This window comes from Sorangium sp. So ce363 (assembly GCF_051520435.1).
GTDB lineage: Bacteria > Myxococcota_A > Polyangia > Polyangiales > Polyangiaceae > Sorangium > Sorangium cellulosum_B.
In genome coordinates this window covers 6,711,207-6,734,784 of the sequence record NZ_CP150333.1, presented here as the reverse complement: position 1 = coordinate 6,734,784, position 23,578 = coordinate 6,711,207, and the positions used below count along the sequence as shown (strand labels likewise).

Genomic DNA, 23,578 nt, shown 5'->3' with positions numbered 1-23,578 from the left:
ACGATGAGGCTCGAAAGGCGCGCTCGCCTGTGGCTGGCGAGCTCTCTCGTCGCGGCGAGCAGCGCGGGCTGCGCGGAGATCGTGGGCATCCAGCTCATCGACGAGCAAGGCGTCGGCGGCGGCTCGTTCAGCGAGCCCGGCTATACGTGCCAGTGGGTGATGGCTTTCGGTGGCGCCGAGACCACGCTCGGCGGGATCGCGGCCGACGAGGACGGCACCCTGTGGCTGGCGGGCGGCTTCAAGGGGGACCTCACCGTTGCCGGCGGCGCCCCGCTCACGGCGGGCGGCGCCGGCAAGGACGTCTTCGTGGCGCACCTCGCGCGGGACGGGAACCACGTGTGGAGCGAGCGCTTCGGGAACGCGGAGAACGACACCGCGACCCACGTCCACCAGGCGACCGCGATCGCGCTGGACGGCGGCAGCGTCTACGTGGCGGGCGACTTCACGGGCAGCCTGTCGTTCGGCGCGGACTGCGGGCTGCCCGAGGGCGCCGGCGACGCGTTCGTGGCGCGGCTCGACAAGAGCGATCCCGACGGGGTAGCGGCGTGCGTGACGCACGGGTCCAGCGGTCTTGACGAGGCGAAGGCGGTTGCGGCGGAGGGCGACCGCGTCTTCGTCCTGACGTCGCTCCAGGGCGGGCTGGACATCGGGTTCTCCAGCTACGATGCGCAGACCCTCCTGAATCCGTGCAGCGGCGTCTTTGCGGGCCGTGAGGGAGCGCGTTTCTGGCCTCGCGATCTCCGTGTGGCCTCCGGCGACGCCTTCGTGATCGCCGATTTCGAGGGCCGGGTGAACGTGGGCTTCCCCGGCTTCGAGAGCGCGCTGCCGCCCGGCGGCGCGGCCTCGGACGGGATCGACGCTCTCCTGGCGTCGTTTCCGGCGTCGTGGATCTGCGATGGATGGAGCGCCGATGGGGCGGACGTCTGGTATCGACACTACTCCGCTCTCCGCGGCGATCAGCGCACCAGCGCCGTGGCGATGCTCGAGGCGGGCGTCGTCTTGACCGGCTCGTTCGAGGGGCAGATCGATCTCGCCGGAGAGAGCGTCTCCACCGGAGAGGACGGCTTCGCCGCGCACCTCGACCGGAGCGGCGCCGCCACGTGGGCCAAGCAGCTCGGGGGCAGCGGGGCTCAATCGGCGCGGGTCGTCGGCGTTGACGAGCTCGGAAAGATCGTCGTGGCCGGACATTTCGATCAACAGATGAAGATCGATGACGTCGAGATCGGCGGGGAGGCCGGCGAGGGGGACGCCTTCCTCGCGCGGCTCCGGGCCACGGACGGCGAGGTCGAGTGGCTGGGCGCGCTCGGCGGCCCTGCGCTCCAGCGGATCCTGGCGCTCGCCGTCTCCGGAACGGACGTGTTCCTCGCAGGCACGTCCGGCGCCGACTTCGCGCTCCTGAACTGCCCTGTCGAGGCCGAGGACGGTCAGCTGTTCGTCGCCAAGCTGTCGGTCTCCTCGCGCTGACGGCCGTCCGCCGGGCGCGGGCGGCTGCGCTCGATGCTGCCGCCGCCGCGCGAGAGCGCCCGCGCGCAGGGCGCGATGACCTGAGCGAGCGCGCGCTCCCGGATCGCGCGCCGGTGCTGCAGGGAGAGCACGCCGAAGCCGAGCAGCGGGCTGCCGTGGCTGGCCTCGCTCGGGGCGGGGAGCTCCGAGGAGGCCGCGGCGAGCTCGTCGACGATGGCGCTCGCGAGGGAAGGATCGCGGTCGAGGGCCCAGGCCGCGAACCGGAAGGCGAGCTCGGCGTGCCGCGTCTCGTCCTCGGCGATCTTCTCGAGCGCGCGCCGTACCGCGGGATCGGTCGCGTGGAGGGCGGCCTCTGCCGCCTCGATCGCGGCGACGGTCTCGCCGATGCACCCCTCGCGGAGGGTCGTCACGAGGATCTCGCGGGCGCCTTCGCCGCCGAGGGCGCCGTCGATGGCGAGCGGCCCGGGGCCGACGCCGCGGCCGGCGAACGCGCTGGCCAGCTCGAAGCACGTGCGCGCGTGGTCGGCCTCGTCGCCCATGGCCGCCTGCGCGGCACCGACGAGCTCCGGCGGCGCGCCGAGCGACAGGAGCTGCAGCGCGAAGCGCGCGAACGCGGCGATCGACGCGTGCTCGAGGAGGGCGGCGCGGGTCCAGTGCTCGGCGAGCGCCGCCCGTTGCTCGACGGACAGCTCTTCCAGGCGAGGCGGCGCGCCCGGAGCGGCGGTCCGCCAGTCGTCGCGCGCGGCGGGCTGCGCGGTGCGCACGACGCCTTCGACGAGGAACGGCCGGCCGATCGCGCAGATCTGCTCCGTGCAGGTGTGCCGCAGGGCCTCGAGCGAGCATTGCTCGTCCCCTGAGCAGTCCTGGTCGCTGGCGCACTCGTCGGCGGGCGTCTGGCACGCGAAGGCGGTCCCGCCGCATCCGGGGTGCAGGACGTAGCTGGAGCAGAGCAGCCTTCCACAGTCCTGGTCGCTGGTGCACCGCGAGGGCACGCACCGCCCGATCGGATCGCCGCACAGGCAGATTTGCCCCTCGCCGCAGTCGGAGTCGGTCGTGCACCCGTACTGGCAGAAGCACCCTGGAGCCACCTCGCCTCCGGTCATGACGTCGCAGTAACCGTGTGGCTGCTCGGTGCAGTCGGCGTCGGAGGTGCAGTTCCCCGTCGCGCCGCTCGGGTCCGCGCAGGCCTTGGCACGCGGGAGCGGGCTGGGACAGGTGACGACCTCCGCGCGGTGGATCCAGCCGTCGGCGCAGCGCACGTACCCGGTGTTCTGGTCCGCGACGACGATGGGCTCCGGATCGTCGCAGGCGAACGGAAACCCTTCCGGTGGCAGGCCTCCGGTGCTGCTGGAGGTGCCTTCACCTGTGCTGCTGGAGGCGCCTTCGCCTGTGCCGCCGCCCGAGCCTTCACCGGACGTGACGTTTCCACCGCAGCTCAGCGCAGGCGCGATCGCCAGCACCGAGAGCAGCCTCGCACCCCAAGAGTCCATCGAGACGAGCAATCGCATGGTATGTCCCTCGTTCCAGGATCTTACCCGGATTCGGCGCCGCGGTCGCGGGCGCCACGAGCGTCGTTGCCGCGTCCGGCGCGCCGTGCGAGCGTCGCGTGATGCGGGCGTTGATCGCGGGCGGGGGGATCGGCGGGCTGACGGCGGCCCTGAGCCTGCACGCGGCCGGGATCGATGCGTGTGTTGTGGAGGCCGCGCGAGAGATCAGGCCGCTCGGTGTCGGTATCAACCTCCTCCCTCACGCCGTGCGAGAGCTGACGGAGCTTGGCCTCGCCGATGCGCTGGTGGCGACAGGGATCCCGACCGCCGAGGTCGTGCACCACGATCGGTTCGGGGGTCGGATCTGGGGCCATCCGCGGGGTATCTCCGCCGGGTATCGCTGGCCACAGGTGTCGATCCACCGTGGTGAGCTCCAGTTGATGTTGCTCGCGGCGGTGCAGCGGCGCCTGGGGGCCTCCAGCGTGCGCGTCGGGCTGGCGGTGGAAGGGTTCGAGCAGACGACGTCCGATGTGCAGGTCACGGTGCGGGATCGGCGGACCGGTGAGCGCGACGTGGTCCCTGCGGACGTGCTTGTCGGGGCCGACGGCATCCACTCCGTGGTTCGCGCGCAGCTCCACCCGGCGGAGGGGCCGCCCAGGTGGAACGGCATTCACATGTGGCGCGGCGTGACCGAGGGCGAGCCGTTCCTGGGGGGGCGCAGCATGATCATGGCCGGCAGCAACCTGACCGCCAAGTTCGTCGCTTATCCCATCTCCCGCCGCGCGGAGCTCCGCGGCCGGGCCGCGATCAACTGGGTGGCGGAGGTGCGGCTGCACGAGGGGGCGGCGGTCGCGCCGGGGAGCTGGAACCGGCACGGACGCCTGGAAGACGTGCTGCCCCACTTCGCGGCGTGGCGCTTCTCCTGGCTCGACATTCCGGCGCTCATCGCCGCGGCGCCCGTCATCTTCGAGTATCCCATGATCGATCGCGATCCGCTGCCGTGGTGGGGCGCTGGCCGGGTCACCCTGCTCGGCGACGCAGCACATCCCATGTACCCTGTCGGCTCCAACGGGGCCTCCCAGGCGATCCTCGATGCTCGCGTGCTGGCCTGGCACCTCGCCCAGACGAGCGCCCCCGAAGAGGCGTTCGCCGCCTATGAAGCTGCGCGCCGTCCGCCGACGAGCTCCCTCGTCCTCGCGAACCGAGCGATGGGCGCCGACCGGGTCCTCTCGATGGTGGAGCAGCGAGCGCCGGCGGGCTTCGCCCGGATCGAGGACGTGCTGAGCAGCGACGAACTCGAGGCGATGGGTCGCAGCTACACGGAGATGATTGGAACCGACGTTGAGGAGCTCAACGCCCGGCCGTCGTGGGGCGTCGGTGGGAGACGGGAGGCGCCGGGAGAGCGGAACGGCTCCAGCTGATCGGCGCGGTTCCGGCGAGCCGGTGGCCGAAGGCCGCCACGCTCCGCTCACAGCGCTGCAAGCTACGATTCCACAACCGAAAGGTGCACGTCTGTCGCTGTAGGAAAAGCGTCTGAAATCAGGCAGGGACGTCCTTGGCTCACCTCCTGCAAGAGACGCAAGCAGAGCGCCCGTGACGGTTTCCCCCCCCACCGTCGAATGGGCGCTCTGTTTTTTTGTGCTCCTGCCATAGGCGCCGGTGCGGGGGCACGATGCGTGTCTGGCTCGGCTCATGGGGCCTGGCGACCGTCCATGGCGGATGCGCTCGCGCCTGCTGGCCGCTTCCGGCGCTTTCTCAAGGCAGGCGATGGAATCTATCCATCTTCTCGGTGACCGGCCCGACGACGGCCGGGCTTCGCTGCCATGATCGGGTCACGGCGCCTCCATCCGCGATATCCGCTGCCTTCAACCCGGGTCGAGCAGAACTCCCGAGTTGAGCAGCTTTTCGTCGCCAGGGATTCGACGAACCACCATGGACGGATCTCGGCGCGTCCGCGGCGTGTCACCGTCCGATCGAGCGCCATGAAGGCGCCGGTCTATGGCGTGCGTAGGGCGACCGCCAACTGCGTCGATTGCCGCAGATCGCCGACAACAGCGACAGCGACAGCGACAGCGACACAACCACGGTGCGGGCGACGGCGACACAACCACGGTGCGGGCGTGACGTGACGGTGCGGGCGTGACCCAAGACCAGGCGGGGGGCACCTACAGGGCCCGCACGCGAAGCCAACGTGGGAGAAGCGTCCGCAATAACCGCTCTTCCACACCTACGTCCCAGTCGAAGTCATGGCAAAGCGGCTTGATTCGCGTTTCGAGATGGAATACTAAGTTTTATGTATGCTGCCTCGTAAGAATCTATTTTCTTTCACCTCGAAAGACCCCTCGGCGTTCGGGATCCATCTCGCCGCTGCGGCGAGGGAGCACTCCGTCTATTTCGACGAGGGACTCGGCGTGCCGGTCGTACTCCGCGGGGCCGATGTGGCCGCGGTGCTGCGCGACAGCGAGACCTTCAGCACCCGGGCCTACGACACCGGGATCATGAAAGGGACGCTCGTGACGCTTGGCGGTGAGTCGCACACGCGCATGCGGCGGCTCTTCAACGCGGTCCTCTCCCCACGCGTGATCTCCCGCTACGAGGAGGCGACCGTGACCCCGGTGGCGCGCAGGGTCGTGGAACGGCTCGTGCAGAAGGAGCGGGCGGATCTTTTCGATGATTTTGCGATGTCGATGCCCATGGGCGTGACGAGCGCCCTCTTCGGGCTCCCGGAGGAGCGGATCGCCGAGAATGACGTGCTGATTCGCAAGATGATCCGCAGCGTCGTGATGCCGCAGGATCCCGTCGTCGTGGCCGAAGGGCGGAGCGCCCACGCCGCGATGGAAGCGCAGCTCCGGGAGATCGCTGAGCGCGAGGTGGCGCACCCGAGCGATACGCTGCTCGGCGAGATCGCGCGGGCGATCGTCGCGGAGGGGCTGGGCGGCGTGGAGGCGTGCGAGGGGGTCGTGCTCACGTTGATCCTCGCCAGCTACGAGACGACCAGCTGGATGCTGGCCAACCTGCTCGTGGCGCTGCTCGCCCATCCCGACGCGATGAACCAGCTGCGTCAGCAACCTTCGCTCCTGCCGCAGGCCATCGAGGAGTCGACCCGCTGGTGCAACAGCGCGGCGGGCATCGTGCGGTTCGTCGAGCGTGAGGCGACGATCGGCGGCGAGACGCTGGCTGCGGGGACGATCCTCTACCTGTCGCTGATCGCTCGCCATTACGACGAGGAGATCTACCCGCGACCGGAGACCTTCGACATCCATCGACGACCCGTGGGGATGCTGAACTTCGGCGGCGGTCCGCACTACTGTGTCGGGGCGCCGCTTGCGCGGATGGAGGCGAGGATCGGCGTGTCGCTCCTGCTCGAGCGCTTTCCGGAGCTGCGGGCCGATCCGACCGTGCAACCGACGTTCTCAACGGTGCCGCGCGGCGCTGCCGCGTTCGGACCTGACCAGATTCCGGCGCTGCTCGTGTAATTTTCGCGACCCGACCCAGGTTGGCAGCGGAAGCGGCCCGACCCTGGTTGACGCCGACCCGGGACCCGACCCGACCCGCGACCCAACCCCCCGCCGCCGCCGACCCCGGCCGGCCGCCGATCCGACCCAGGTTGGGTCCCGCGCCGCCGCGCGCGATCCGATCCGCGGCGGCGGCGGCGGCGATCGCGGCGATCCGACCCAGGTTGGGCGGCGGGGCGACCGCGACCGCGGCGGCGACCCGACCCAGGTTGTGGACTGACTGACTGACTCGGACTCGCCGACCCAGGTTGTGGACTCTACCCAGGTAGGGCGATCCGAGTGGCATGGCGGCCGCCACCCCTGGCGTAGGAGCCGCCACCTGCGGGGCGCGGCAATTCCTTGAAATGATTGACTGCGATCTCTGGCACAGCGTTTGTTGATGTGGACGGGCTATGAGCCACCCCCGCGAGATCGCGCCCGGCGCTACCTATATGATCACCCGTCGCGTCTTGCGTCGGCACCTGCTCTTTCGCCCCGACGCAGCCATCACCCAGCTCCTGGTCTACGCCCTCGCGGTCTCGGCCCCGCGCTTCGGAATCGAGGTTCACGCGTTCTGCGCGATGTCAACGCATCTGCACCTGGTCGTGACGGATGTGAATGGAGTCCTGCCGCGCTTCTTGCAGTTCTTTCATCGTATTGTGGCGCTCGGGACCAAGGTGCTTCGCGCGTGGGAAGGACCAGTATGGGACCACGAAGCCACGAGCGTCGTGCGACTCCTGACGCGCGCTGCCGTGGTGGAAAAAATAGCCTACGTACTCGCAAACCCTGTAGCCGCTGGCCTCGTCCGGCATGCGCGTGAGTGGCCGGGGGCGAAAGTCGATGTGAGAGAGCTCGGCTGCGGCGTGCTGCGAGCGGCGCGTCCCGTGGCGTATCTTGACCCGGAAAATCCACAGTGGCCCGAGGAAGTGACGTTACCTCTCGCGTTGCCGCCGGCGGTAGCGCAGGACAGCGTCGATGACTTTCGCCACGAGGTCGCCGTCGAACTCAACGTACGGGAGGCGCAGGCCCATTCTGCGCTGCAGCAGCAGGGGCGTCGTTTTCTTGGTGCTGAGCGAGTCACCAAGATCTCCCCGTACGAGCGCGTAACGAGCTTTGAGGCGCTGGGTGAACGCAATCCGACCTTTGCAGTCGGCCGCGAGCAGGGGGACGTACGACGAATTGCTGGCGCCGCTGTGCGGGCGTTTCGCGCGTCGTACCGCGCGGCGCTCGAACGGTGGCGCGCCGGCGTACGCAGTGTGGTGTTTCCGGCGGGGACATGGTGGATGTGCACGTTCCACGGCGCCAGCACGAGGGACTTCGGGCTCACGGTGTAGATATCGGGTGGCGGGCGGTGCGGAATAGGAAGGGGCGGCTCCGACGCGTCGTTGCCGTCTCATGGGAACATCCGTTTGGAGGAGCTGGCGCGGGTGGGCGAAGTGTTCATAGGGCGCTGCGCGCACGCCCACGAACGGGGGATGCGGTGTCGATCGCGGATGGATCGGCCCCGGGTGACGCTGATTGCGTTTGATCAGCGGACGTCATAGTTCACCAGTTGTTGGGACGATCTGGAGCGGCTCGCCGTGCAGAACGCGCGCTTGGCATCCGTTGAGCCGGGTCGCTGCGGACAATACCGTTGCGGTCAACCCGGGTCGCGCATCCGACTTGTTCCGACTGTGAGCCCCGAGAAGGCCGCCGCGAAGCGGCGCCGGAAAGCCGTATCCACGATCAGCTTGTCGCGCAGCGTTCGGGACATTTCAACATGGTAGAACGGTGCGCCCATCTGACGCGACCAGCGTGCTTGCACGTTCGTGGCACCCCCCAACCTATCGATCTCCGTGGGGTAGGCGAGGACCTTTCCATCGTTGATGATCGCCCGTAGAGGGGCGAGCAGCCGGTCCAGCGCGGCGCCGTGTCCCACCGCGCTGGCGATAATGGCGGCATTCGGAGCCGAACGGTCTTGAAAGCCGTGCAGCTGCACGGTGGGCGTGCCGGGGAAGCTCTGGAGCAGCGCCCGGTGCACGGACAGGAAGAACGAACGCTCGGCGTGGGCTACGTCTGCGGAGGCGAGCGACGCAATCAGCCGCTCTCGGGAAGCACGGTTATCTCCACGAGCGCTGCCGCCGGTGCCCTGAGGGCCGTCCTGCGTGGTGTTGCCGTCTTCATCACCGCCGTCCTCGCCACCAGCGCCTTCCGTGCTCTCGTCACCATCCGCGGTGTGACCCGGGTTGCGCCCGCCCCCGACAGCGGCACCCAGGTTGGGGCGCCCGCCTTCTGCGCCGTCATCGTCCGCGCTGGCGTCGCGTGGGTTGGGACCCCCGCCGTACCGGTGCGACGTATTCACGATCAGCGCGCGCGCCCGTTGCGCCTCGAAGATGGCCAGCGCGACGGGCAGCGTTCCCCGATCGAAGAACGTGTGCGGCGCCTCGACGATCAGCGGCACGGCCGCCCCTACGCGCAGCACGACCGCGGCTGCCCCGCGGCGGCGCGTGCCGTCCTCGGACAACACCCACAGGTCGCGCTCGCGGACCGCCCGCAGCGCGAACCCCGGTGGTGCGGCCGGCGGCGGCTGCCTGTTCTGCGCGGCGAGCCCTGCCGCCGCGATCCATGCGGCGTACGTCACCTCCTCCGCGTCGTCCGGCGGCTCCGCGATGAGGTGGCGCCCGCCCTTGCGCAGCGGGGTGATCTCCTCGTCCAGCACCTCCTGCTCGCCGCTGTTGACCAGGGCCGCCGTCACGGGCTCCTCCGCCGCTTCTCCCGGGTTCGGCGCCGTGCCCGGCGCGCTCCCGATGCTCCGACACACCCCCTGCGAGCAGCCGGCGATCGCGAACAGCACCACATAGCCTGCGCTCTTCATGGTCGTCCTCGTCGTCGGAGCCTCGATGCCCTCCGTACTTTTCTCATGCTACGGCCTCGGAAGCCAGGATGACGCTCTGCGATAGCGCGCCCTGCATCGTCTCCTCTTCCTCTTCCTCTGCTTCCGGAGCGGGGGCGGTTTGCGCTAGTAGCACTGCATGCCTCGTTCCTTCGAGCCCGTGATGGCACCGCCGCTCCCCGAGCAGGTCGGTCGTACGTTTCCGCGCATGGTCGAGCTGATGCAGCGGCTCCTCGCACCCGACGGATGTCCTTGGGATCGCGAGCAGAGCTTCGCGACGCTCAGGCGCTACGTGCTCGAGGAGGCGTGCGAGGTCATCGATGCCATCGACGGCGGCGACCGCAAGGAGCTGTGCGCCGAGCTCGGCGATCTCTTGCTCCAGGTCGTCTTCCAGGCCGAGCTCGCCCGGGCCGAGGGGGCGTTCGGGCCGGACGATGTGATCGCTGCGATCTGCGAGAAGCTCGTGCGGCGCCACCCCCACGTGTTCGCGGACGAGAGCGCCGAGAACGCCGACGAGGTGCTTCAGAACTGGGAGCGCATCAAGGCGGACGAACGGGCGAGGCAGGGGAAGGACCGCGGCGTGCTCGGCGGCGTTCCCCGCAGCCTGCCGGCGCTGACCCGGGCGCAGCGGGTAGGCGAGAAGGTCGCGCGCGTGGGTTTCGATTGGCCGGACGCGCGGGGCTCGCGCGCGAAGGTGGACGAGGAGCTCGGGGAGCTCGATCGGGCCCTCGATGGCGGCGATTCCGCCGCGATCGAGGAGGAACTCGGGGACGTGCTCTTCGCGCTCGGGAACCTGGCGCGCCACGCCGGCGTCGACGCAGAGGGGGCCCTGCGTCGGACGATCGACAAGTTCACCCGCCGCTTCGATCACGTCGAACGGCGGGTCATTGAGCGGCACGGGGGCTGGCCTGTCAAGGCGTCCCACGACACGCTCACGCTCGAGGAGCTCGACGGCTACTGGGACGAAGCCAAGCGCGCGGAGCGGCAGACCTGACCTGACCGCGGCGCGCGGACGGTCTTGGCGAGATGCGCGCCGGGGAGATGCCGGCAGCATCCGGCGTCACGTAGGCGGCCTCTCCAAGCGGCCAATCCAGGTCGAGCGGCGCGCCCCGACGGCATAACAAGCGGCCAATCCCGGGCGAGCGGCGCTCCGACGGCGTCGAGACCGACGCGACGCTGCCTCCGCTGGCTGGCCTTAGGAGCGGTCAAGTAGGCGCCATCGCATCAAAATACGGCCTGATCGTGACGAAATTCATGTGATCCGTTCGCATTTATCGCGACAATCTGTCGTTTTGTGCCGCTGTTCTCCGAAAGGGTCGTCGGCTCTTCCATCCCGATAGGCACGTCCTCAAGGTTCTTGCGCCTTTCGCGAGGCGGCCCACGGCTTGCTAGACGCCCGGGCAGCCATGGCAAACCGCTCCTCCGCCAGGTTGCTCCACGTCGCCGTCGTCGCGGACAATCCCGAGACGATCGACGCGCTTCATGCCTATTTCAGCCAGGCCGGGGTTGCGTCGAACGGCAAGAGGACATTGAACGAGGCGAACAGGATGGCGCCCGCGGCGACCGCCCTGGTTCTGTTTCCCGACGACTTCGATCCCGGCGACATCGTGACGTTCATCACGTCGCTGCGGAGCGCGCGACCGAAGCTCCTCATCCTCCTCGTGACGGGCACACCACAGTCCTTTCGCTCCGCGCTGGGACCAGACGGCCACTCCTTGCCACCCATGGTGCTGCCGAAGCCGGCGTTTGGCTGGACCATCCTCGACGCTCTTCGTGCGCACGCTCATTCGGAGTCCATATGACTGCTTCAATCATTCGACGGAGTTCACCTCCTGCCGGCGCGGCGCGACGCGCCAGCAGACGTCGCGGGAGGACAGCAAGGTGACGGGATCTCTGCTTCTCAGCGTGCCCGTGCTGCTCGTCGGGGCGGCGCTCTCGCTGGGCCTGCGCTCGAACGGCGCGCGAGGCGCGGCCGCGATCGCCTCGCAAGCGATGGCCGCCGCGCTCGTGCTCGCGAGGGCCGTCCCCATCCTTCGAGGCGGCGAGGCTCTGGAGATCGTGTGGCGCTGGCCGACGCCCATCGACAGCATGGCGTTTCGCGTCGACGCGCTCGGAGCGTTCTTCCTCGCGTGGTCCCTTCCGATGACGCTGCTCGGCACGATCTACGCCGTCGGATACCTTCGCCCCTACTTCGATCGAGGGAGGAACGGCGGCCCACACTTCGCCCTCTTGAACATGGTCGCCCTGTCCTTCGTGCTGATCTACTCGGTGCAGAACTCCCTCGTGTTCTTGCTGGGATGGGAGATCGCCGCCCTCGCAGCGTGGCTGCTCGTCATCTGGGATTACCGCAACCAGAAGATCCGCTTTGCCGGCTTCAACTATCTCATTTCAACCCATGTCGGGCTCTTCGTCCTCGTCGCGGCGTTCATGCTGCTCCACAGCAAGACCGACTCCATGGACTTCGCCGCGTTCGGCGAACTCCTGTCGAGCCAGGACCCGACGCGGGGGACGCTCTTCCTGCTCCTCGGGGTGTCGTTCGCGCTGAAATCCGCGTTCTTTCCGTTTCACACGTGGCTTCCCCGAGCCCACTCCGCGGCGCCGGCGCACATCTCAGCGCTCATGTCAGGCGTGATCCACAAGGCCGGCCTCTTCGCCTTTCTCCGCTTCACGCTGCTCATGGGACGACCCGACGAGTGGATGGGATGGAGCGTGCTCGGCTTCGGCGCGCTCTCCGCGTTCTTCGGCGTCCTCTCCACGTCAGCCGAACGCGATCTGAAGCGCCTGCTCGGGTACTCGTCGACCGAGAACGTCGGCATCGCAGCGATGGGCTTCGGGGTGGGATACCTGGGATGGACCTGGGGAGTCCCTGCGCTGACCCTGTGCGGCTTCGGCGGCGGCCTCCTGCACATCCTGAATCACGCGCTGTTCAAGTGCCTCCTGTTCTACGCCGCTGGAGCGATCTACCGCGCTGCGCACACCGTCGATCTCGAGCGGCTCGGCGGGCTTGCGAAGCGCCTCCCGCGGACGGCCATCCTCTTCCTCATCGGATGCCTGGCCATCTCCGCGCTCCCACCGCTCAACGGCTTCGTCAGCGAGTTCCTGATCTACGCCGGGCTCCTCGCAGGGCGCGCGCCTTCCAGTCAAGGCAGCGTGGTGACCATCGCAGCGGCGGCGGCGCTGGCCTTCGTCGGCGCGGTGAGCGCGCTGTCGATGACGCGGGCCTTCGGCCTCACATTCCTCGGCATGCCGCGGGAGCCAGGGCTCCACGTCGGCGAGGACGCGCCGGGTTCGATGCTCTGGCCCATGGTGATTCACGCCGCGTTCGTGGTCGCCATCGGCGTCGCTCCAGACCTGGGCATCGCAGCGATAGGCGCCGCGCTGAGGCTCTTTCCCATCGAGTCCAGCGCGAGCACGCTGCCAGCCCTGCTCACTCCGCTCGCATGGGCGAGCCGCGCGCTTGCCGGCGCCTTGCTCGTTGCCGGCGTGATCGGCTGGCGTCGAGGTCTAGCGGCGCGGCGGAGCGTCACATGGGGGTGCGGAACCACCGCCACCTCCTCTCGCATGCAGTACACGGGGAGCTCATTCTCCGAGCAGTTCACGCGTATCTTCGCATCATTCTTGCCGTCGCTTCGAAGGGAGCGGCTGCCCGAGGGGCCATTCCCGCAGCAGCCCGGCCATCTTTCAACACACCATGTCGACGCCGTCGAGCGACGCATGTTCGAGGTGCTCGGGCACGGAGAAAGCTTCATCGCTCAAGCGTTTGACCGCATCCCAGAACAGCCGCGCTTCGCGTTCTCCGCGGGGTTCGTCGCGCTCGTCATCATCGGAGCGATGGTGATCGGAGGGGTCGGCCGATGATGATCGCCCGCCTCGCGAACGTCGCCGCGCTCGTCGTCATGCCGTTCGTCCTCACCGGCGTGATCAACCGCGTGAAGTCGCTGTGGTCTGGACGCAAGGGACCGCCGGTCCTTCAGCTGGCCCATGACGTGAGACGACTTTTCCGGAAATCGTCTGTCTACAGCACGACGACGACACCGCTATTCCGGATCGCGCCGTACGTGTTCCTCGCAACCGCGGTGGGCTCCGCCCTCATCGCGCCTCTTCTCGGTTCGACGCCCCTCGCATCGTTCCAGCTCGATTTCGTGTGGTTCGCGTACGTGTGGGGGCTCGGCCGCGTCGCCGTCATGCTCGCCGCGCTCGACACGGGGAGTTCGTTCGAGGGGATGGGCGCAGCGCGGGAGGCCGTGTTCTCGTCGCTCCTCGAGCCTGCGCTGTTCCTCGTCACCGGCGCGCTGAGCTTCGTCGGGGGCCGACGTACCCTGCACGAGGCGCTGGCGCCGCACCTCCACGCAGGCGCACCCGCGCTCGTCTGGGGCGCCGCGGTCGTGGCCATGCTCATCGTGCTTCAGGTCGAGACGGCGCGCATGCCCGTCGACGACCCGACGACCCACCTCGAGCTCACGATGGTGCATGAGGTCATGATCCTCGACCACAGCGGCCCGGATCTCGCATGCATCCACCTCGGGTCCGCGATCAAGCTCTTCGTCGGCGCGTCCATCGTCGCGACGCTCCTCAATCCGTGGGCGGGCTCCGGCGGCGCGGCCTGCGCCACCGCGAACCTCGCCTTGACCCTCGCGGCCGGCGTCGTGATTGGCACGATCGAATCCCTGGTAGCCCGGCTGAAGCTACGCTCTGTTCCCCAGTACATCGTCGTCGCGCTCGCCGCTGGCGTCGTCGCGCTCCTCGCGACCGTGTGGCGGGTGGGGGGCCCCGAATGAGCCCTCTCTTGAATACGCTGCTCGGCGTGCTGCTCATCCCCCTGTTCGTCGCGACGTGGCGGACGAGCCTGCTCGGCCTGTCCTGTCAAGGGTTCTTGATGGCGTGGGTGGCGTACCTCCTGAATCCGGAGCTCGGCACCGTGGGTGACTGGGTCACCCTGGGCGATCTGGTCCTCCTGCGCGGGCTCGCCGCGCCGATCGCGCTCTACCGCGTGCTTCGATCGCAGAACGCGCCCAGGCGCAACGACGTCATCTCGCCGAACCTGCTCTCTTGGACGATCGCCCTCGGCATCGTCCTCCTCGCCTTCAACTTCTCCGAATCGCTCGTCCCCGAGCACGGAGAACGGCGAACACTCGTCGCGGTGGCTGCAGCCGGGGTGCTGCTCGGCTTCCTGGTGCTATCGACGCAATCCGGTCCGTTCAGCCAGATGGTGGGTGTTCTTCGCATCGAGAACGCGATCGCCCTGTTCGAGCTCAGCGGTGCGCATGAGCATGACATGCTCGCCATTCAGCTCGGTCAGGTCGCCGTCGTCGCGGTGACGATCGCACTCTATCGCTGGTATCTCAAGATGCTCGGCGCGAGCACCGTCGCGCAGCCCGAGAGCCCCGTGGAGGGGCCCACGTTATGAGCTCGATCGCCCTCGTCCTGCTTCCAGCGCTGGCATCCTTGGCGCTCATCGCGCGCGCCGCCCGCGAGCGAGCCACGCTGGTCCTGGTCGGCGCTTCTGCGATCACGACCGCCCTCGCGATCATGGGAGCCGCGATGCCCCCCGACGTCCCGGGCCTCCTCGGGGGGTTCTTTCGCGTGGACGCGACTTCACGGCTCTTCACGACCGTCGTGGACTCGATCTTCCTCGGCATCTCCCTTTACGTGATGCATCGGGTGTACACGACCCCGGCGCTCCGCCAGGACATCGCGCGGTTCGTGTGGCTGGCTCTGTTGTTCCTGGCTGCAGCGAACACGGTGCTGCTCGCGAATCACCTGGTGTTGCTCTGGATCGCCCTCGAGGCGACCACCCTCGCGGCCGCGCCCCTCATCGTGCGACCCGGCATACCCGCGTCCCATCGCGCGTCATGGCGCTACTTGCTCTTTTCGTCCGTCGGGCTCGGCGTGCTCCTCGTCGGCTTCATCTGCCTCGGGCGCGGGCTCGAGTCCGGCGGCCAGGCTCCGACGTTCTTCCTCGATCGCCTCCTCGCGCCTTCCGCGATCCCGTTGAACAGCTGGACGAAGCTCGGGGCCGCGCTGGCGCTCCTCGGGCTGGGCACCAAGCTCGGCCTCGCGCCGATGTACAGCTGGCTCCCGGAGGCCTACGACGAAGCCCCGCCGGCCGTCGCGGCGCTCCTCGGCGCCATCCAGTTCAACTGCGTCCTCGTCGCGCTCTTCCGCGTCGTTCAGGTGCTCCGACCGACCCATGCGGCGCTTCTGGCGGGCGAGCTCCTCACGATGGGCATCGTCTCGGTGATCGTGTCGACGGTCGGCATCATAGCGACTCGCAACCTGAAGCGTCTCATCGCTTATGCGTCGATCAACCACGCCGGAGTGATCGCGATCGGCCTCGGCGTCGGCAAGTCAGCGTCCTACGGACTTCTGCTCTACGTCCTGAGCAACGCTTTCATCAAGGCGATCCTCTTCCTCACGGCGGGCACGATCAAGGCTCACTATCATACCAAGGACACGCGCGCGATATCGGGCCTCATCGAGGACCTCCCGTACAGCGGTGGGTTCTTGATGGTCGGCACCTTCGCTCTGCTCGGCTTCCCCCCGTTCGGCAGCTTTCTCGGAGAGCTTCTCATCCTGTCTGCCCTTGTCGGCTCAGGGCAGATGCTCGTCTTCGCCGCCTTCTGCGTGCTGATCACGATGACGTTCGTGGCGACGGGGCGAGCGGTGTTTCCGATGATCTGGGGTGAACCCACGAGGCAGCGCAGCTGGCCTCGGCAGACGCTGCCGGTCGCCCTGCCCAAGCTCGGGTTCCTCGTCGCGCTGGTCGTGCTGGGCGTCTACATCCCGCCGCCCATCAACTCGCTGCTCGCACAGGTGGCTGTATGCCTGGAGGGGCCGTGAAGGCATCGATGACCGTCCACCAGGTCGCCGTCGGCGCGATCCCGAGGCTCGAGCCGGGACCGTGGCGCGACGAGCTCTTGAAGCAGCTCCGCGCGGACATGCGTGTGGTCACGCTGTATGGCAGGCGCGACGTCGACCGTGTCGCGGTCACGGCGGTTCTTCAGGCGTCAGACCGTTCCCTGCACGTCTCGAGGACCGAGGTGGCCGCGGAGCGCGGGTACCACGAGATGACGACAGAGCACGCCGCGCTTCACTGCTTCGAGCGCGAGCTCCACGAGCAGACCGGCGTGCGGATCGCCGGACATCCGTGGCTCAAGCCGATCCGCTACGAGGGGCAGGAGCAATCGGCGATGAGCTCGCACCCGTTCTACAAGATTGAAGGGAAGGAGGTGCACGAGGTCGCCGTCGGCCCCATCCACGCCGGGGTGATCGAGCCCGGCTCCTTTCGTTTCATGTGTCTCGGGGAGCAGGTGCATCACTTGGAGATCCATCTCGGTCATCAGCACCGTGGCGTCGAACGCCGCCTTCTCGAGCGTGACCCGCGGAGCCTGACCCCGCTCATCGAGACCATCGCGGGAGATACCAGCGTCGCTCACGCATGGGCGCACTGCTCCGCCCTCGAGAGCCTCGCGGGATGCCGGCTGGACATCGAAATCGAGCTCGCCAGGGCGGTCTCCCTCGAGCTCGAGCGGGTCGCGATGCACCTATCGACGCTCGCCGGGATGGCGGCGGACGTCGGATTTCTGCAGGGAGCGACGACGTACGGCCGACTCCGAACCACGGCGATCAACACGATGATGCGGCTATGTGGCAGCCGCTTCGGCAAAGGGGCGCTACGTCCCGGTGGAGTCCGGATGCGGCTGCCGCCGGAGACGCTGCCTGACATTCGAGCGAACCTCGACCTGCTTCAAGCAGATCTGCCGATCATCAACGATTGCTTTCTCATGGCACGAACGGTTCAGCACCGTCTGCGCTCCACGGGAACGTTGACGACCGCGCAAGCGCGGGAGCTCGGGCTCGTCGGACTGGCCGCGCGCGCCTCGGGGATCGAGCTCGACGCGCGCCACCTCATGGAGGACGGGGCGTACAGCGTCGTGCCCATCCAGCCCGCCGTCTTGCCGGACGGCGACTGCTGGGCACGTGCGTGTGTCCGCATCGCGGAGATCGAAGCGTCCCTGTCGTGGATGTCGGCCGTCATCGCGCTCTACGCGAACTGGGAGCGCCCGCGGCTATCGATCGGCGAGCTCGCGCCGAACCAGCTCGCCATTTCGCTCGTCGAGGGCTTTCGGGGAGAGGTCGTCCACTGCATCGAAACCGGCGCGCGCGGTGAGGTGGTCCATTACAAAGTCCAGGATCCATCACTCCGCAACTGGATGGGCCTCGCCCTCGCGGTGCGCGGCAACGAGATCTCGGACTTCCCGATCTGCAACAAGAGCTTCGACCTCTCCTACTGCGGGAACGATCTATGAGGATGTTTTTGTCGCTCCGCGTACGTGCCTCCCAGGGCACGCAGGTTATCGCGGATCTCCGCAAGGCAACGCCGACCGGGTTTCGCGGTCGCCCGAGGATCCGTCGCGACCCGTGCGCGGCCGATTGCAGCGCGTGCCGTGACGCGTGCCCGACCCAGGCCATCCGGCTGGCTCCGGTGACGCTCGATCTGGGCCGCTGCGTCTTCTGCAACGCCTGCGCGGAGGGCTGCCCCGAGGCGAAGATCGAGTTCACGCCGGAGCCAAGGATGGGCGGGAACGAGCCCTTTGATCTCACGGTTCGAGAGGGCGAAGAGGAGATCGCGCGGGTCCGTGCTTCCGCGGCGTTCTCGAGGTTGTTCGGGCGGTCTCTGAAGATGCGCCAGGTCTCGGCCGGCGGCTGCAACGCCTGTGAGCTCGAGCTGAACGCCGTCACCAACGTCAACTTCGATGTGCAGCGGTTCGGGATCGAGTGGGTGGCTTCTCCGCGGCACGCGGATGCGCTCGTCCTGACAGGTCCGCTCACGCGCAACATGAAGGAGGCGGTTCAACTGGCCTGGGATGCGATGCCCGAACCACGGTTCATCGTTGCCGTGGGGGCCTGCGCCATCTCCGGGGGGCTCTACGACGGCGCCGCGGGCGTCGACCGCGGCTTCCTGGAGAGCGTCGGCCCTTCACTCTACGTCCCTGGATGTCCACCGCACCCGCTCACCTTCGTGAACGCGATACTCGATCTGCTCGGGATCGCGTGATGCGCAACGGTGCGTCACGCGTCGTCGTGGTAATCAGAGCTCATCCGCACATAGACCCGGACCGGCAGCCACGAGGCGCGCCTTTCGCCACATCCGCAGGACGTTTGGGAGCTCTCGATCGATGCGGACTTCGTCATAGCTGTCCGGTACCCGCCCGCCGAATCCGTTGTACGTCAGGAGATAGGTCCCGAGTGGCGCCTCGTTGAGGAGCTCTTCGGCGGCTGCAGTGTCGCGCTGGTATCGATCGACGCCCAGCTCGACGTCTTCATCGAGGTGGTCTTCTCGTCCGAAGAGATTCTCGCCGAACGGGTTGAAGAAGTAGTAGGCGTCCGCGCGAGGAACTTCCGCTCTTCCCAGGGCGGCTTCGACGAAACAAACGCGGTCCTCGATCTCGTAGACCCGCGCGAGGCTGCGCGCCGCCATGACGAGCCGAGGTCGCTGTTCGATCCCCGTGAAGTGGCTGCGTCCCGCCAGCGCCGCCGCCACGCAGAACTTGCCGGCGCCCGACCCGACATCGACGACGGTGCGAACGTCGAGCTCGTCCAGCCACTGGGCCGCGCGAACAGCGACCTCGATCGGCGTCCAGAACTGAGCGGAGACGCGGCGTAGCTCGTCAGGAAGGAAGCGGTCGAAGTCGTGATTTCTGGGGCTGCGCCCCGCTCGCAGCGCCTGCGCGACGGCACCTGCCAGTGATCCGGCCGCGCGCCCATCTATGGAGGAATGGCTTCTGTCGCGGCAGACGTTCGCCGCCGAAGATTTGGTATGGTCTTCCACGAATCCTCCCAGCTCAGCTCAATGCAGCGAATCGTGCAGCCGCTTGACGAGCGAACGGTGCTCGGCCAGCAGCGCCGCGGGGAGCCGATCCGCGAACTTGCGAAGGAACTCGAGGACACCGTCGGCTTCCCTCAACCACGCGCCGCTGTCGACCGCGAGCAGCTGGAAGAGGTCGTCTTTCGAGAGGTCCATCCCGGTCAGATCCATTCCCCGTTCATGCGGAAGGAGGCCAATTGCGGACTCGCGCGCGGCCGCCCTGCCCTCGACACGCTCGAGAATCCACTTGAGGACGCGGATATTGTCGCCGAACCCGGGCCACAGGATGCGCCCGTCGTCCCCCGTCCGGAACCAGTTGACATGAAAGATTTTCGGCGGACGACTGAGCCCCTTCCCAACGGCCATCCAGTGCGCGAAGTAATCGCCCATATTGTACCCGCAGAAGGGGAGCATCGCCATGGGATCGTTTCTGAGGACGCCGACGGCGCCGGTCGCCGCGGCGGTCGTCTCGCTCGCCATGGTCGCGCCGACGTAGACGCCATGACGAAAGCTCCGCGCTTCGTAGACGAGAGGGGCGAGCTTCGATCGGCGCCCCCCGAAGAGGATGGCCGAGATCGGCACCCCCGTGGCGAGATCGAAGGAGCCTGCCGCGCTGGGACACTGCCGCAGCGGGACGGTGAAGCGCGAGTTTGGATGCGCGGCAGGAGACGTCGCGGCGCCGTTCGTCCACTTCGCGCCGCGCCAATCTTCGATGACCTCATGCTCGTCGAGCTGGGACATCCCCTCCCACCATACGCGACGGCCCGCGCGCAGCGCGACGTTCGTGAAGATCACATCGTGCGCGAGCGACTGCATCGCGTTCGGGTTGGTCTTGAGGCTGGTCCCTGGTGCGACGCCGAACATGCCGTTCTCCGGGTTGATGGCCCAGAGCCGTCCGTCGCTGCCAGGGTGCATCCAGCAGATATCGTCACCAACCGTCTCGACCTTCCACCCGGGGAGCGAGGGGACGAGCATCGCCAGGTTGGTCTTGCCGCACGCGCTCGGGAAGGCAGCCGTGACGTAGTGCGTGCGCCCCTCGGGGCTCGTCAAGCCGAGGATGAGCATGTGCTCGGCGAGCCAGCCTTCCGCGCGCGCTTGCGCGCTCGCAATGCGCAGCGCATGGCACTTCTTGCTGAGCAATGCGTTGCCGCCATACCCCGAGCCGATGCTCCAGATCTCGAGGGTCTCGGGAAAATGGACGATGAAGCGCCTGTCCGGCGAGAGGTCCCCAAGGCTGTGGATGCCACGAACGAAGCTCTCCGCAGCGCCGAGGTGACCGAGCGCCGCGCGGCCCATGCGCGTCATGATCCGGAGATTGAGAGCGACGTACGGGCTGTCGGTAAGCTCGACCCCGACGCGGCTGAAGGGCGACCCCGCGGGGCCCATCAGGTACGGCACCACGTACATCGTCCGGTCCTTCATCGCGCCTGCGAAGAGCGACCATATGCGCGTCTGCGCCTCCTCTCGGCTCATCCAGTGGTTCGTGGGCCCCGCGTCCTCCTGTCGTGGCGTCGAGATGAAGGTGAGGTGCTCCGTCCTCGCGACGTCCGTTGGATCCGAACGATGCAGGAATGAACGAGGGTGGGTCCGTGGATCCAGCTGGATGAACGAACCGGAGAGCGCCATGTCGCGCTCGAGGGTGGTCCGCTCCTCCTCGCTGCCGTCGCACCAACGGATGCGTGCGGGTCGCGTGTGTTCGGCGATCGCCTGGACCCAGGCGCGGAGCGCGCGGTTCGTCGTGGGAGCTTCGTTCATGGTCTTGGTCCTGGTCACAGCAGAATCCGTGCCGGAGCACGGGCTGGCCGTGAACCGCGCCAGGAGCGCTCGAAGCGGCGCGCTTTCTCGGCATTTCCAAGGCGAACAGCCGACGAATTTCGCCAGTCGAGGGGCGACGTGGATCGGCGGAGCCGATCTCGTGGTCGGGCTTGCAGATTGCGACCAGAACGCTCAGTATTTCTCGCGTGCGAGAGCGAAAACGACGACCTGACGTGGTGTTCGAGCCGATCATGCGCTCCCACGCCATGAAGAAGGCGGACCAGATCCTTCGCGCCGTCGCCGCGAAGGACGTCACCCTGACGCTGATCGGCGAGAGCGGCTCCGGCAAGGAGGTGCTGGCGAGGCGCGCGCACGAGCTTTCGGAGCGCCGGCGGGGGCCGTTCGTGCCCATCAATTGCGCGGCCATCCCCGACGCACTCTTTGAAAGCGAGCTCTTCGGTCACGAGCGCGGCGCGTTCACCGGGGCAAGCGAGCGAGCGAAGGGCAAAGTCGAAGCGGCCGAGCGGGGCACGCTCTTGCTCGATGAGATCGGTGATATGCCGATGCCGATGCAGGCGAAGCTCCTGCGATTCCTCGAAAACCGCCGGTACATGCGCGTCGGCGGCGCGACGAAGATCGAGGCGGATGTCCGGTTGATGTTCGCCACGCTACGACCCCTCGATCAGGAGGTGCGCGCGGGTCGTTTTCGCGCCGACCTGTTCTATCGAATCCAGGGCATCACGCTCAATGTCCCCGCTTTGCGTGAGCGACGCGCTGACATCGCACCCCTGCTGAATCAGTTCACCGCGCAGCACTCGGCGCGACACGGGGTTCGCCCGCCGAGGTTCAGCCGGCAGGCCAAGGCGCTGCTGCTCCGTTACGACTGGCCTGGCAACGTGCGCGAGCTCCGGAACGTCGTGGAGACGCTCTGCTTGCTCCGGGATGGGCGGCAGGTGCGCGTGGCCGATCTGCCCGAGGGCGTCCGTTCGCTGGTCGTGCCCGAAGAAGCCGCCGCGGGCGTGTCGCGCGCCAGCACCTCGCCCGCGCTCGACCTCGACGACGGATTGGAGTCGCTCATCCAGCAGATCGTCCAGGCGGCGCTGGAGCGCGACGGGGGCGACAAGGTCAAGGCGGCGGCGCGACTTCGGATCAGCCTGAGGACGGTGCAACGCTACGTCGCAGCGGGGCGCGTGCGGGTGCCAAGCGGGCCTGTCCGTGGAGAGCAGAGGGCGGCGAAGAAATGAGCCGGTTCGGCCCGGCCGACTACCCAGGTTGGGGCTGCCCGCAGGTTGCGGTAACGACCGGAGCCACCCAGGTTGCGGTAAACATGTCTCGCTGGGCTCACTCGCGTTCAGCTATCAGAACGAAGCGCTCGCGCACGCGCGCCTCGTTCGACTCGTGACGGACGCGGATCTCATACCGGCCCGGCTGAGCCACGGCCACGCCGAGCGGCGCGTCGCCGCGGTAGCGCGTCAGCCTGTGCGAGCAGCGCTCCTGCCGGCAGTGCCGCTCCAGCGATCCACCTTCGCCGTCAGGCAACCGCACGCGCACGTGCTCCGGCACCTCGAGCTGGACCACCGCCGGCTCGTCCGCGTGGCGGTGGGTCCACAGATCGAGGTGCGTCCACGCGTGCCCTTCGTCAGGCAAGGCGACGGCACGCTCCTCGGATCGCTCGATCGCCGGAGAGCACGCGCCCCTGTCGCCCGCCACGAAGACGGCGACCGCCAGCGCGGCGAGCGCCGGGGCTGCGATGAACGCCATCCGCCCCCGGCGGTCGCTCGCCCGCCGCGAGCGCGCGCCGCCGGCCGCCGCCGGGCGCTCCGGTCGCTCGGGGAGCTTGCTCAGCGCGCGCTCGACGAGCGCATCGGAGGGGCTCATCGAGCGCAGCGCCCGCATGCTCGCCGCGAGATCCGGCGGAATGGGGGGCAGATCGTCGTCGCGCTCGCTCACGTCGAACCCTCCCGCTCCGCGACGACGCGCGGCGCCGCCAGACGCTCGTAGGCGTCGCGCAGCCGCGCGCGCCCGCGGGCGTGGCGGCTCTTCACCGTTCCCTTGGGGATCCCGAGGAGCTCGGCCACGCTGTCATACCCGACTTCCTCGATGTCGCATAGCACCACCACGGTGCGGAATTCCTCCGGCAGCTCCTGGAGGCACGCAAGGAGCACTCCAGTGTCCTGGCTCAAGATCGCGGCCGCCTCCGGGCTCGAGACCTCGGCGCGAGGGAGGATGCCGAGCGCGTCGGTGCACACCTCGACGAGCCGCTCGAGCAGGCTGCGGCGCCGCGCCTCGGTCCGGTAAGCCTCCAAGTACTCGTGCCGAGCGATCCCGCAGAGCCAGACGCCGAGGTCGGAGCGTCCCTCGAAGGACGCCGCGTGCAGGTATGCCTTGAGCAACGCGTTCTGGAACAGATCGTCCGCCTGGTCTCGCGCGCCGCAGAGCGAGGCGCAGAATCGATAGAGCCGAGGGAGCACCGGGCGCACCGCCGACTCGAACTCCGCGCGCGATTCGCCGAGGGGGGGTCGCGATTCGGTCATGAGGGCCGCTCGAGCATCTAGAGCGTCGAAGACCGGAACTCTAGCGTGGAATGGACGGAGGGGTAGCGCCCGCTGCTCGCGCCACGAGGGGGCGAGCGACGTCA

At 68.3% G+C, this 23,578-nt stretch carries 20 protein-coding genes; 14 read left to right on the top strand and 6 right to left on the bottom strand.

Translation table 11 applies throughout. The features are described 5' to 3' along the window. Positions 1-3: 3 nt before the first annotated feature. Positions 4-1,464: a hypothetical protein gene (locus WMF12_RS25305; RefSeq protein WP_437849679.1), complete on the top strand. Its 1,461-nt coding sequence runs from the start codon at positions 4-6 to the stop codon at positions 1,462-1,464. Here the strand turns inward: WMF12_RS25305 and WMF12_RS25300 are convergent. Continuing rightward, positions 1,425-2,972 carry a ferritin-like domain-containing protein gene (locus WMF12_RS25300; protein ID WP_437849677.1) on the bottom strand — a complete coding sequence of 516 codons (1,548 nt, stop codon included), beginning with the start codon at positions 2,970-2,972 and terminating at the stop codon, positions 1,425-1,427. The genes WMF12_RS25305 and WMF12_RS25300 overlap by 40 nt on opposite strands. A gap of 101 nt (positions 2,973-3,073) precedes the next feature. On the opposite strand from WMF12_RS25300, the gene WMF12_RS25295 reads away from it, so the two are divergent. From WMF12_RS25295 to WMF12_RS25285, 3 genes are all read left to right on the top strand, one after another. Beyond that, positions 3,074-4,372 carry a flavin-dependent oxidoreductase gene (locus tag WMF12_RS25295; RefSeq protein WP_437849675.1) on the top strand — a complete coding sequence of 433 codons (1,299 nt, stop codon included), beginning with the start codon at positions 3,074-3,076 and terminating at the stop codon, positions 4,370-4,372. An 876-nt stretch (positions 4,373-5,248) separates the two neighbouring features. Further along, the gene (locus WMF12_RS25290) at positions 5,249-6,427 is read left to right on the top strand and encodes a cytochrome P450 (RefSeq protein WP_437849673.1); all 1,179 of its coding nucleotides are present in this window, start codon (positions 5,249-5,251) and stop codon (positions 6,425-6,427) included. A 431-nt stretch (positions 6,428-6,858) separates the two neighbouring features. After that, a complete protein-coding gene (locus WMF12_RS25285; RefSeq protein ID WP_437739211.1) occupies positions 6,859-7,779 on the top strand; it encodes a transposase in 921 nt (306 codons plus the stop codon). 305 nt (positions 7,780-8,084) lie between these two features. Here WMF12_RS25285 and WMF12_RS25280 read toward each other — a convergent pair whose 3' ends face one another. Further along, the gene (locus WMF12_RS25280; protein ID WP_437849672.1) at positions 8,085-9,299 is read right to left on the bottom strand and encodes a hypothetical protein; all 1,215 of its coding nucleotides are present in this window, start codon (positions 9,297-9,299) and stop codon (positions 8,085-8,087) included. A gap of 157 nt (positions 9,300-9,456) precedes the next feature. On the opposite strand from WMF12_RS25280, the gene mazG reads away from it, so the two are divergent. The 8 genes from mazG to WMF12_RS25240 all read left to right on the top strand — a co-directional run bounded on the left by mazG (position 9,457) and on the right by WMF12_RS25240 (position 18,375). Continuing rightward, positions 9,457-10,311 (top strand): nucleoside triphosphate pyrophosphohydrolase, encoded by an 855-nt coding sequence (gene mazG / locus WMF12_RS25275; protein ID WP_437849670.1) that lies wholly within the window; start codon positions 9,457-9,459, stop codon positions 10,309-10,311. A gap of 436 nt (positions 10,312-10,747) precedes the next feature. Next, a complete protein-coding gene (locus tag WMF12_RS25270; RefSeq protein ID WP_437849668.1) occupies positions 10,748-11,119 on the top strand; it encodes a hypothetical protein in 372 nt (123 codons plus the stop codon). A gap of 79 nt (positions 11,120-11,198) precedes the next feature. Then, the gene (locus WMF12_RS25265) at positions 11,199-13,175 is read left to right on the top strand and encodes a proton-conducting transporter transmembrane domain-containing protein (protein WP_437849666.1); all 1,977 of its coding nucleotides are present in this window, start codon (positions 11,199-11,201) and stop codon (positions 13,173-13,175) included. Beyond that, on the top strand, positions 13,172-14,095 hold the full coding sequence (locus tag WMF12_RS25260; protein ID WP_437739207.1) for a respiratory chain complex I subunit 1 family protein: 924 nt from the start codon (positions 13,172-13,174) through the stop codon (positions 14,093-14,095). Before WMF12_RS25265 ends, WMF12_RS25260 begins: the two co-directional genes overlap by 4 nt. Further along, on the top strand, positions 14,092-14,724 hold the full coding sequence (locus WMF12_RS25255; RefSeq protein ID WP_437849664.1) for a hypothetical protein: 633 nt from the start codon (positions 14,092-14,094) through the stop codon (positions 14,722-14,724). The genes WMF12_RS25260 and WMF12_RS25255 overlap by 4 nt, the downstream gene beginning before the upstream one ends. Next, complete coding sequence (locus tag WMF12_RS25250; protein ID WP_437849662.1) at positions 14,721-16,157, top strand: proton-conducting transporter transmembrane domain-containing protein; 1,437 nt, start codon at positions 14,721-14,723, stop codon at positions 16,155-16,157. Before WMF12_RS25255 ends, WMF12_RS25250 begins: the two co-directional genes overlap by 4 nt. Continuing rightward, complete coding sequence (locus WMF12_RS25245) at positions 16,154-17,626, top strand: hydrogenase (protein WP_437849660.1); 1,473 nt, start codon at positions 16,154-16,156, stop codon at positions 17,624-17,626. The genes WMF12_RS25250 and WMF12_RS25245 overlap by 4 nt, the downstream gene beginning before the upstream one ends. Before the next feature lie 176 nt (positions 17,627-17,802). After that, on the top strand, positions 17,803-18,375 hold the full coding sequence (locus WMF12_RS25240) for an NADH:ubiquinone oxidoreductase (protein ID WP_437849658.1): 573 nt from the start codon (positions 17,803-17,805) through the stop codon (positions 18,373-18,375). A 33-nt stretch (positions 18,376-18,408) separates the two neighbouring features. Here the strand turns inward: WMF12_RS25240 and WMF12_RS25235 are convergent, their stop codons facing one another. Both WMF12_RS25235 and WMF12_RS25230 read right to left on the bottom strand, forming a co-directional pair. After that, complete coding sequence (locus WMF12_RS25235; RefSeq protein ID WP_437849656.1) at positions 18,409-19,149, bottom strand: hypothetical protein; 741 nt, start codon at positions 19,147-19,149, stop codon at positions 18,409-18,411. Between the two features lie 18 nt (positions 19,150-19,167). After that, positions 19,168-20,940, bottom strand: coding sequence for a phosphoenolpyruvate carboxykinase (GTP) (locus WMF12_RS25230; protein WP_437849654.1), 1,773 nt, complete (start codon positions 20,938-20,940; stop codon positions 19,168-19,170). Between WMF12_RS25230 and WMF12_RS25225 the strand changes: the two genes are divergently transcribed. Beyond that, positions 20,939-21,172, top strand: a complete 234-nt coding sequence (locus WMF12_RS25225) for a hypothetical protein (protein ID WP_437849652.1) — start codon at positions 20,939-20,941, stop codon at positions 21,170-21,172. The genes WMF12_RS25230 and WMF12_RS25225 overlap by 2 nt on opposite strands. 19 nt (positions 21,173-21,191) lie before the next feature. Beyond that, positions 21,192-22,184: a sigma-54 interaction domain-containing protein gene (locus tag WMF12_RS25220; RefSeq protein WP_437849651.1), complete on the top strand. Its 993-nt coding sequence runs from the start codon at positions 21,192-21,194 to the stop codon at positions 22,182-22,184. 97 nt (positions 22,185-22,281) lie between these two features. Here the strand turns inward: WMF12_RS25220 and WMF12_RS25215 are convergent, their stop codons facing one another. Both WMF12_RS25215 and WMF12_RS25210 read right to left on the bottom strand, forming a co-directional pair. Beyond that, positions 22,282-22,890 (bottom strand): hypothetical protein, encoded by a 609-nt coding sequence (locus WMF12_RS25215; RefSeq protein ID WP_437849649.1) that lies wholly within the window; start codon positions 22,888-22,890, stop codon positions 22,282-22,284. Then, positions 22,887-23,474, bottom strand: a complete 588-nt coding sequence (locus tag WMF12_RS25210; RefSeq protein WP_437739195.1) for an RNA polymerase sigma factor — start codon at positions 23,472-23,474, stop codon at positions 22,887-22,889. Before WMF12_RS25210 ends, WMF12_RS25215 begins: the two co-directional genes overlap by 4 nt. Between the last annotated feature and the right edge of the window lie 104 nt (positions 23,475-23,578).

What these genes read in the sequence shown, in the direction of transcription:
- WMF12_RS25305 (WP_437849679.1), top strand. Translation starts at nt 4, where the DNA reads ATGAGGCTCGAAAGGCGCGCTCGCCTGTGGCTGGCGAGCTCTCTCGTC.
- WMF12_RS25300 (WP_437849677.1), bottom strand. Translation starts at nt 2,972, where the DNA reads ATGCGATTGCTCGTCTCGATGGACTCTTGGGGTGCGAGGCTGCTCTCG.
- WMF12_RS25295 (WP_437849675.1), top strand. Translation starts at nt 3,074, where the DNA reads ATGCGGGCGTTGATCGCGGGCGGGGGGATCGGCGGGCTGACGGCGGCC.
- WMF12_RS25290 (WP_437849673.1), top strand. Translation starts at nt 5,249, where the DNA reads ATGCTGCCTCGTAAGAATCTATTTTCTTTCACCTCGAAAGACCCCTCG.
- WMF12_RS25285 (WP_437739211.1), top strand. Translation starts at nt 6,859, where the DNA reads ATGAGCCACCCCCGCGAGATCGCGCCCGGCGCTACCTATATGATCACC.
- WMF12_RS25280 (WP_437849672.1), bottom strand. Translation starts at nt 9,299, where the DNA reads ATGAAGAGCGCAGGCTATGTGGTGCTGTTCGCGATCGCCGGCTGCTCG.
- mazG (WP_437849670.1), top strand. Translation starts at nt 9,457, where the DNA reads ATGCCTCGTTCCTTCGAGCCCGTGATGGCACCGCCGCTCCCCGAGCAG.
- WMF12_RS25260 (WP_437739207.1), top strand. Translation starts at nt 13,172, where the DNA reads ATGATGATCGCCCGCCTCGCGAACGTCGCCGCGCTCGTCGTCATGCCG.
- WMF12_RS25255 (WP_437849664.1), top strand. Translation starts at nt 14,092, where the DNA reads ATGAGCCCTCTCTTGAATACGCTGCTCGGCGTGCTGCTCATCCCCCTG.
- WMF12_RS25250 (WP_437849662.1), top strand. Translation starts at nt 14,721, where the DNA reads ATGAGCTCGATCGCCCTCGTCCTGCTTCCAGCGCTGGCATCCTTGGCG.
- WMF12_RS25225 (WP_437849652.1), top strand. Translation starts at nt 20,939, where the DNA reads ATGGTCTTGGTCCTGGTCACAGCAGAATCCGTGCCGGAGCACGGGCTG.
- WMF12_RS25230 (WP_437849654.1), bottom strand. Translation starts at nt 20,940, where the DNA reads ATGAACGAAGCTCCCACGACGAACCGCGCGCTCCGCGCCTGGGTCCAG.
- WMF12_RS25220 (WP_437849651.1), top strand. Translation starts at nt 21,192, where the DNA reads ATGCGCTCCCACGCCATGAAGAAGGCGGACCAGATCCTTCGCGCCGTC.
- WMF12_RS25210 (WP_437739195.1), bottom strand. Translation starts at nt 23,474, where the DNA reads ATGACCGAATCGCGACCCCCCCTCGGCGAATCGCGCGCGGAGTTCGAG.